We start from the raw sequence: 8601 nt of genomic DNA, 5'->3' as shown, positions 1-8601 counted from the left end.
TTTGCCTTCACCACCCTGAGATCCTCCATCAAGATGATGCTGGACAACCGGGAGAAATTCGGCAAGATCGATGTGGTGTATGGTGCCCGTGCCCCCGGTATGCTTCTTTATATGGATGATCTCCGGGAATGGGAAGCCCAGGGCAAGATCAACATGCACATCACCGTTGACAAAACCGATGATCCCAACTGGAAGTACCATCAGGGTTTTATTCCGCCGGTTGCGGAAAAGGTGGCGCCTCCCGCCAGCGATGACACCTACGCCATTGTCTGCGGGCCTCCCATGATGATCAAGTTTACCCTGCCCGTTCTGGACAAGCTCGGGTACAAGCATGACCATATCATCATGAGCCTTGAAAACCGGATGAAGTGCGGTATCGGGATGTGCGGTCGCTGCAACATCGGTAAAGAGCTGGTGTGCAAGGACGGCCCCGTCTTCACCCTGGATCAGCTCAATCAGATGCCCAAGGAATACTAAAAACGTTAAAGGTTGCGACCGCATTTCCATCCTGGCATGGAGATGCGGTCGCTGTTTTCCCCCACGTTGCCCCGCAGACAGTCCCCTATCGGCATGCTTTGTCTCTCAAAGGTTTGACACTCCATGTGGAATGATGTAAAAGCATCTTGCTTATTGACAAGCTGGGCTTGTTTGGTTAGGTAGATACGCTAAGAAAAAGTTAAGGATATACGGGGATCCCCCACAGGATGATATCTATTCTATCTACAGGAGGTTTTTGAAAAATGGCTGAAATTGAATTCAAAGGCAAGAAGTTTGTAATCGACGAAGACGGCTTTCTTGAAGACTTCAACACCTATACGGAAGAATGGGTTGAATACTGCATGAAAGAAGAAGGTATTGAAACCCTGACCGACGAACACTGGGGTGTGATCAATATCCTTCAGGATTACTACAAAAAGAACGGTATTGCTCCCATGGTACGCGTTCTTTCCAAACTTACCGGATTCAAGCTCAAGCACATCTATGAGCTTTTCCCCTCCGGACCTGGCAAGGGAGCCTGCAAAATGGCTGGCCTTCCCAAGCCCACCGGTTGCGTTTAATCGTTACCGGAAGTCTGATGCCGTTTTGAAAATGAAAGGCCCTGCCCAGGCAGGGCCTTTTGCTGTCCTGCCAATGCAAGTTTGTATTTCAGATGCCCCAGGCTGCTTTATCGTGAATGGAAAAATGCTGTTTTGTCTGATCCGTGTTTGTTGAGGGGAGAGAGCCTATGCAGATCAAGATTCAGTCTACCACACGCAGGGAAATGGTGGACATCACGGCCAGGGTGCAGGAAGTGGTGACGGCCTCGGGTATGCGTTCCGGGCTTTGTCATCTTTTTGTGCCCCATACCACAGCGGCCATCACCCTCAATGAAAATGCGGATCCCGATGTCAAGGAAGACATGATTCGCACCCTTTCCCGCCTTGTTCCCGTGGATCCGGATTACCGGCATATGGAAGGCAATTCCGATGCCCACATGAAGGCTTCCCTCATCGGCGCTTCCGAAGTGCTGGCGGTACGTGACGGGCGGCTGGATCTCGGACGCTGGCAGGCTATCTATTTCTGGGAGTTTGACGGCCCCCGAAAACGGGAAGTCCGTATTTTACTGCTCCCCCAGCAGGAAAGGGGGGTTTGATGATGGATGCCCTGGATAAAAAACTTTTGAATGGCATTCAGTCCGGGTTTCCTGTCTGCGCCCGCCCCTATGCCGCCATTGGAGAAGCACTGGGCATGGAAGAAGAGGAGGTGCTGAGCCGTTTGCAACACCTCAAGGAAAAGGGTATCATCCGGCGCATTGGTGGCAATTTCGGGCCTGAAAATCTTGGGTATTTTTCCACTCTCTGTGCGGCCCGTGTGCCGGAGGGAAAGGTGGATTTTTTTGCGGATGTGGTGAACCGTTATCCCGGCGTGACCCACAATTATATCCGTGAAAATGACTGGAATATCTGGTTCACTTTCATTGAACCTTCACGGGAAATCATTGCCCGTAATCTGGAAGAGATTGCAGAGGAAACCGGGGTGGCCGACATCCTCAACCTGCCCGCCACCCATGTATTTAAAATCCGGGCAAAATTTTCGGTGTGAATTTTTGAGGAAAGCCCTCTGCCGGCTGAGGAATCATGAAGACCGCCCCTCCTATTTCTCTGGCCCTTGCCATTCTTCCCCAGACGGCCGGTGATGTGGCCGCCAATCTTTTGGGCATGACAGATCTCTGTGAAAAGGCCGCGATCTCTTCCGCCCGCATGGTGGTGTTTCCGGAAATGCAGCTTACGGGATATCTCCTGGGGTCGGATGCTCTGCATCAAAAAGCCCTCACCCTTGAAGAGGTTCTTTTTCTTCTTTCTCCCCTTGCCAGAAAATTTGATCTCTGTCTGATCTGCGGTTTTGCGGAAAGGACGGATGCGGGTTTTTATGTAAGCGCCCTTGCCCTGGGGCCGGAGGGGCTTTTGGCCCATTACCGCAAGATTCACCTTGGTTCTCCTGAACGCGGGCTTTACCTTGCCGGAGACAGGCCGACGACTTTTTCTTTCATGGGCCTCACCTTTGGCCTTGCCCTTTGCTATGATGCCCACTTTCCCGAGCTCTTTTCCTGTCTTGCCTATATGGGGGTTGAAGCCTTTCTCATTCCCCATGCTTCTCCCCGGGGTACTCCCGAAGAGAAAAAAGCCTCCTGGCTGCGCCATCTCCCTGCCCGCGCCTTTGATACGGGAAGCTATGTGCTGGCCGTGAATCCCTGTTCCGGGGATGGCACAGGCAAGTTTTTTCCGGGCCTTGCCCTTGCCCTTGGCCCCGATGGCCGTGTCTGCGCAGAGCTTTTTGCAACTGGCCCGGATCTTCTTTTCCTCTCCCTGAATCCGGAGCGGGTGTCTGCCATTAGGTTCCATTCCATGACAGCCTTTCATCGTGGACGGAGGCCGGATCTTTACAGGATGTGGCTGGATTCCTGAAGGACTCTCGAAAGTCCTCCCATATTTTTTCTTTCCCCTAAAAAAATAAAAACTTCAGAAAGCATCGTAAAAATCTATTTCCGCCATCAATTTCATCCAGATTATCTGTTTGACTCCCCTCCCTTGCCTTCCTATAAGACATAACCGAATTTTACCAATCCGCTCCATTTAAAAATTCTATTTTATAAGGATAAAGCCTGAACCCGGTAGCAGGATAAGAGGAAGGGTTCACGGATCGTCAAGGTCATTTTGGAAGTAAAGGGAGGATACATGACAGCTGAAGCGGTACGCGTCGGCGGTGCTGCCGGAACCATCTGCAAGATGGCCCGGGAAATGGTTCCTGACGGGAATCTCAACGCCTGCCTTACCTGTGGTACCTGTTCCAGTGGCTGTCCCGCCACAGGACAGTTTGACATGGACCCGCGGAAATTTCTCCGCATGGCCGTGCTGGGGATGGATGGCGATCTGGAACGTCATCCCTGGGCCTGGGTCTGCACCATGTGCAGACGTTGCTATGACGTCTGTCCCATGAAGATCAATATTCCGGCACTCATCTATGAAATTCGCGCCAGCTGGCCGCGTGAAGAGCGTCCCAAGGGGATTCTGGAATCCTGTAATCTCCATGTGAAATCCCGTGGGGGTGCCATGGGGGTTCCCTTCGATGATTTCAAATTCACGGTGGAGGATCTGGCCGAGGAATGTCGGGAGCAGCCGGGCTTTGAAGAGCTTCAGGCACCCATTGACAAGCCCGGAGCCATGTATGCCCTGAACCAGAACTCCCGCGAGCCTGTAACCGAGCCGGATGAGCTTTTGCCTCTCTGGAAGATTCTCCATACGGTGGGGGCGGACTGGACCTATTATTCCGAGATGTGGGGCGGTGAGAACTACTGTATGTTCCTTGCCGATGATCCTTCCTGGGAAAAAATTGTCCGGGCCCAGGTGGATCATCTGAACAAGCTGGGCGTGAAGTATTTCGTGAATACGGAGTGCGGTCACTCCTTTTATGCCATTTATGGGGCTTTGCGGCGCTTCAACATAGAGACGAACTTTGAGTTCATCTCCATTATCCAGCTTTACGCCAAATGGATACGGGAAGGCAAACTCCCCGTGAATTCAGACTGGAACAAGGAGCTGGGCATCAAGTTTACGGTGCAGGATCCCTGCAATATCATCCGGAAGTCTCTCGGTGACGAAATGGCCGAAGACCTGCGTTTTGTGGTGAAAACCGCCGTGGGTGCGGAGAACTTCATTGATATGGTGCCCAACCGCTCCAACAACTACTGCTGCGGCGGTGGGGGGGGATCCCTTCAGGCAGGATTCACGGCGCAGCGTCAGGCTTACGGTAAAATCAAGTTTGACCAGATTGATAAAACCGGTGCCACCTATGTGATCACCCCCTGCCACAACTGTCATGCCCAGGTGGAAGACATCGGTCATCATTTTGGCGGCAAATATCACACCGTGCATCTCTGGACTATTCTCTGCCTTTCCATGGGGATTCTGGGTGAAAACGAGCGTACCTATCTGGGGCCGGATCTTGCGGATTTTGGCCTGTAGGCAGGGGATCTATCAGGCGTGAGGAGGAGTAAAACAATCATGTCAGAAAAAACCATCGGATCCGTTCTGATTGCCGGCGGCGGGATTGCTGCCATCCAGGCGGCGCTGGATCTGGCCGATTCCGGCTACTATGTCTATATGGTGGAAAAATCACCGTCCATCGGCGGGGTTATGGCCCAGCTGGACAAGACTTTCCCTACCAATGACTGCTCCATGTGCATCATGAGTCCCAAGCTCGTTGAGGTGGGGCGGCATATCAATATTGAGCTGGTGACCCTGGCGGAAATCCGGGATATCCGGGGCGAAGCGGGCAATTTTGAGGTGGAGGTCTTCCAGAAGGCCCGGTATGTGGACATCGACAAGTGCATCGGCTGCGGAGCCTGCGCTGAAAAATGTCCCAAAAAGGTGGAGGATGAGTACAACATGGGCCTTGCCAAACGCAAAGCCATCTATGTGCCCTATCCCCAGGCCGTGCCCCTGAAATACACCATTGATGCGGCCAACTGCATCAAGCTCACCAAAGATAAATGCGGTAACTGCGAGAAGGTCTGCCCTGCGGATGCCATCAATTACAAGGATACGGACAAAACCCTCACTTTCAACGTGGGTTCCGTGATTCTGGCGACGGGCTTTTCCGCCTACAATCCTTCGGGCAAGGACTTCCTCAACTACGACCGCAGCAAGGATGTGGTCACGTCTCTGGAATTCGAGCGGCTCCTGTCCGCGTCCGGGCCCTTTCAGGGTCATGTGGTACGACTTTCCGACCATGAACATCCCCACAAGATCGCCTGGCTTCAGTGCGTGGGGTCAAGGGATGTGAACACCTGTAAGAACGGCCACTGCTCTTCCGTATGCTGCATGTATGCCATCAAGCAGGCCATCATTGCCAAAGAGCATGATCCGGAGCTGGAAACCAAAATTTTCTATATGGACATGCGCACCCATGGCAAGGGCTTTGAGGACTGCTACAACCAGGCCAAAAATACCTATGGGGTGAAGTTCCAGCGCTGTCGGGTGCATACGGTGTATGACAATCCCGATGGCCCGGGGCAGGTGTTGGAATATATCGATGAAAATAACCAGCGGATGACGGAAGTCTATGACATTGTTGTTCTTTCCGTTGGGATGGAAATTAATGAGGAAGTCCGGGCCAATGCCGCCAAAATGGGCATTGAGCTGACCGAAGGTGGTTTTGTCAAAACCTCCACCTTCAGGCCCGTGACCACCACCCGCGAGGGGGTTTATGTCTGCGGTGCCTTCCAGGGCCCGAAAGATATTCCCCAGTCCGTTGTAGAGGCAGGAGCTGCGGCCCTCAACGCCGGAGCGGGCCTTGTCGCGGCACGCAACACCCTGACCCGCACCGTGGAAAAGGTGAAGGAAAACGATATCCGGGGAGATCGTCCCCGCATCGGTGTCTTTGTCTGCCACTGCGGGATCAACATCGCAGGGGTTATTGATGTGGAGGCCGTGCGGGATTATGCGGCAGGCCTTCCCAATGTGGAATATGTGGCGAACAACATGTACTCCTGCTCCCAGGATACCCAGGACGCCATGACCAAAGTGATCCGGGAAAAGGGCTTAAACCGTATTGTTGTGGCGGCATGCAGCCCCAGAACCCATGATCCCCTGTTCCAGGAAACCCTCATCAATGCAGGGCTGAACAAATACCTCTTTGAGATGGTGAACATCCGCAACCACGGCTCCTGGGTGCACAAGGATCAGCCTGTGGAAGCCACCCTGAAGGCGAAAGAGCAGGTTCGCATGGCTGTGGCCAAGGTGGCCCTGTTCGAGCCCCTTTCCGAAGCCACCCTTGAGATCGACCAGAACGTGCTGGTCATCGGCGGCGGGATTTCCGGCATGGCGGCCGCCAAGGCCCTTTCCACCCAGGGCTATCATGTCACCCTGGTGGAGCGGGACAAGGCTCTGGGCGGTCAGGCAAGAAATCTCTATGTCACGGCGAAGGGCGAGTCCATTGAAGAAGGCCTTGCCGACATGGTCAACAGCGTGGCCGTGGATGAGAAAATCGATGTCCTGCTGGAATCCAGCCTTAAAAATGTGGAAGGCTTTGTCGGTAACTTTGTCAGCACCGTAGAGACCAGAGGCAGTGAAAGGGAAATCCGCCATGGGGTGGCCATCATTGCCACGGGTGCCGAGGAAATCAAGCCCACAGAGTATCTGTACGGAAGTTCCGATAAGGTGGTGACGGGTCAGGAGCTGGATATTCTGATGAAGGCCCATGATGCCAGGGTGGAGAAGGCAGAGTCTGCGGTCTTCATCCAGTGTGTGGGATCCCGTGAACCGGGCCGGGCCTATTGTTCCCGCATCTGCTGCACCCATACCATGGTCAGCGCTCTGCACCTGAAGGAGAAAAAGCCGGACATGGATGTTTTTGTCCTGTACCGGGATATCCGTACCTATGGGGAAAAGGAAGCCCTTTACAAGCAGGCCAGGGAAAAGGGCGTGATTTTTGTACGGTACTCCCTGGATGCCAAACCTGTGGTGACGGAAGCCGAAGGCAGGCTGCTGGTTCGGGTGAACGATCCCATCATCCAGCGGCCCCTTGAGATTGCAGCGGATCTTCTGGTGCTGGCTTCTGCGGTGAAACCCTACAAGGATGAGCGTCTGGCTCAGTTCTTTAAGGTGCCCCTCAACGATGACGGCTTCTTTGTGGAAGCCCATGTGAAGCTGGCGCCCAGTGATTTTGCCACGGACGGGGTTTTCCTTGCGGGCCTTGCCCATTATCCCAAACCCATTGATGAATCCATCGCTCAGGCCCAGGCGGCCGCAGCACGGGCCACGGGTCTTCTTGCCAGAAAAACCATCAACACCTCTGGCCAGGTGGCCTATGTGAATCCGGATCTCTGCTCCGGATGCGGTGTCTGTGTGGCGGTCTGCCCCTACAACTCTCCGGGTATGATTCTGGAAGGGCCGAGGGCGGGCAAGGCGGAGATCAACCCCGTTCTCTGCAAGGGCTGCGGGGCCTGTGTGGCATCCTGCCGCTCCGGTGCCCTGAATCTGAAGGGCTTTGAAGAAGGGCAGATTCTGGCCATGATCGATGCGGCCTGATGATGAAATAAAAATTAAGACCGGTGGTGGATCGCCGGTCTTTTCAAGAATCATATGCGTCCTTGAAAAAGGGCGTGGGGAGGCTTCCTATGCAGGAGTTTGAACCAAAAATCATTACCTTTCTGTGCAACTGGTGCACCTACGGAGCCGCAGACCTTGCGGGCGTGAGCCGTTTTCAGTATCCGGCCAACATGCGTATCATCCGTCTGCCCTGTTCCGGAAGGGTGTCCCCCAAGATGATCCTTTCGGCTTTTCGCAATGGGGCGGACGGGGTCTGGATTTCCGGGTGTCACCCCGGTGACTGCCACTATATTACGGGCAACTATTATGCCCGCCGTAAATTTACGCTTTTGAAGGAAATGCTGGAGTACACGGGGCTTGAGCCGGGCCGCATCCAGTTTTCCTGGATTTCTTCCGCAGAAGGCGTGAAGTTTGCCGAGGTGGCCCGCACCGTGATTGCCGAGGTAAAGGCCCTTGGCCCTGCCCAGGGCATGGCAAAGGAGTTTATCATGAGTCAGGAGGTGGCGTAGATGGCTGATGTCGCCCTGAAAATAAGGGAAATTGCAAAAAATCTTCTCGAAACCGGGAAGGTCGATGTCGTGATCGGCTTCAAAAAGGGAACGCTTCCCGTGATGAGCGAGCCGACCATTCTCCGTAAGGCATCGGAAACGGACGAACTGATCTGGGACGCGACCTGCCGTCTCAATCTGTGCAACTACCTCACAGGCCGCAAGGACCGTATCGGTATCATCGCCAAGGGCTGTGATGCGCGGAACATTGTGGGCCACATTGTGGAAAACAAGATCAGGCGGGATCAGCTGGTGATCATCGGTGTTCCCTGCACGGGCATGGCGGACAAAAAAGCCCTTTCCGATCTTGCAGGCGGCGAGGTGACCGCTTACAGCGAAGCCGGGGATCAGATCACGGTGACGGGCCCTGCGGGAGAAAAGACTGTCAGCAAGGCGGAGGTGCTTCAGTCCAACTGCCGCACCTGTATCAAGCGCAATCCTGTGATCTTTGACGAGATGGCAGG

8 protein-coding genes and 1 pseudogene are annotated in these 8601 nt (G+C 54.1%); all 9 read left to right on the top strand.

From position 1 onward, the window contains the following. A partial coding sequence (locus BR04_RS17270; protein WP_496357272.1) for an iron-sulfur cluster-binding protein occupies nt 1-477 on the top strand: 477 nt, incomplete at its 5' end. A gap of 263 nt (nt 478-740) precedes the next feature. Beyond that, nucleotides 741-1058 (top strand): TusE/DsrC/DsvC family sulfur relay protein, encoded by a 318-nt coding sequence (locus tag BR04_RS17265; protein WP_496357271.1) that lies wholly within the window; start codon nt 741-743, stop codon nt 1056-1058. A 167-nt stretch (nt 1059-1225) separates the two neighbouring features. Then, nucleotides 1226-1633, top strand: a complete 408-nt coding sequence (locus BR04_RS17260) for a secondary thiamine-phosphate synthase enzyme YjbQ (RefSeq protein ID WP_496357270.1) — start codon at nt 1226-1228, stop codon at nt 1631-1633. After that, nucleotides 1633-2082, top strand: a complete 450-nt coding sequence (gene ahbA / locus BR04_RS17255) for a siroheme decarboxylase subunit alpha (RefSeq protein ID WP_496357269.1) — start codon at nt 1633-1635, stop codon at nt 2080-2082. Before BR04_RS17260 ends, ahbA begins: the two co-directional genes overlap by 1 nt. Before the next feature lie 35 nt (nt 2083-2117). After that, the gene (locus tag BR04_RS17250; RefSeq protein WP_496357268.1) at nt 2118-2945 is read left to right on the top strand and encodes a nitrilase-related carbon-nitrogen hydrolase; all 828 of its coding nucleotides are present in this window, start codon (nt 2118-2120) and stop codon (nt 2943-2945) included. 270 nt (nt 2946-3215) lie between these two features. Then, nucleotides 3216-4502, top strand: a complete 1287-nt coding sequence (locus BR04_RS17245) for a (Fe-S)-binding protein (RefSeq protein WP_496357267.1) — start codon at nt 3216-3218, stop codon at nt 4500-4502. Between the two features lie 39 nt (nt 4503-4541). After that, complete coding sequence (locus BR04_RS17240) at nt 4542-7568, top strand: FAD-dependent oxidoreductase (RefSeq protein ID WP_496357266.1); 3027 nt, start codon at nt 4542-4544, stop codon at nt 7566-7568. Between the two features lie 89 nt (nt 7569-7657). Beyond that, nucleotides 7658-8098, top strand: coding sequence for a hydrogenase iron-sulfur subunit (locus BR04_RS17235; protein WP_496357265.1), 441 nt, complete (start codon nt 7658-7660; stop codon nt 8096-8098). Beyond that, nucleotides 8099-8601: pseudogene (locus BR04_RS17230) on the top strand (4Fe-4S ferredoxin); the annotation flags it as partial.

This window comes from Desulfobotulus sapovorans DSM 2055 (assembly GCF_059569355.1).
Note: the sequence above shows the minus strand (reverse complement) of the source record. Positions and strands in the feature narration are given on the sequence as shown.

Coding starts and splice junctions, on each gene's coding strand:
- BR04_RS17265 (WP_496357271.1), top strand. CDS start 741: ATGGCTGAAATTGAATTCAAAGGCAAGAAGTTTGTAATCGACGAAGAC.
- BR04_RS17260 (WP_496357270.1), top strand. CDS start 1,226: ATGCAGATCAAGATTCAGTCTACCACACGCAGGGAAATGGTGGACATC.
- ahbA (WP_496357269.1), top strand. CDS start 1,633: ATGATGGATGCCCTGGATAAAAAACTTTTGAATGGCATTCAGTCCGGG.
- BR04_RS17250 (WP_496357268.1), top strand. CDS start 2,118: ATGAAGACCGCCCCTCCTATTTCTCTGGCCCTTGCCATTCTTCCCCAG.
- BR04_RS17245 (WP_496357267.1), top strand. CDS start 3,216: ATGACAGCTGAAGCGGTACGCGTCGGCGGTGCTGCCGGAACCATCTGC.
- BR04_RS17240 (WP_496357266.1), top strand. CDS start 4,542: ATGTCAGAAAAAACCATCGGATCCGTTCTGATTGCCGGCGGCGGGATT.
- BR04_RS17235 (WP_496357265.1), top strand. CDS start 7,658: ATGCAGGAGTTTGAACCAAAAATCATTACCTTTCTGTGCAACTGGTGC.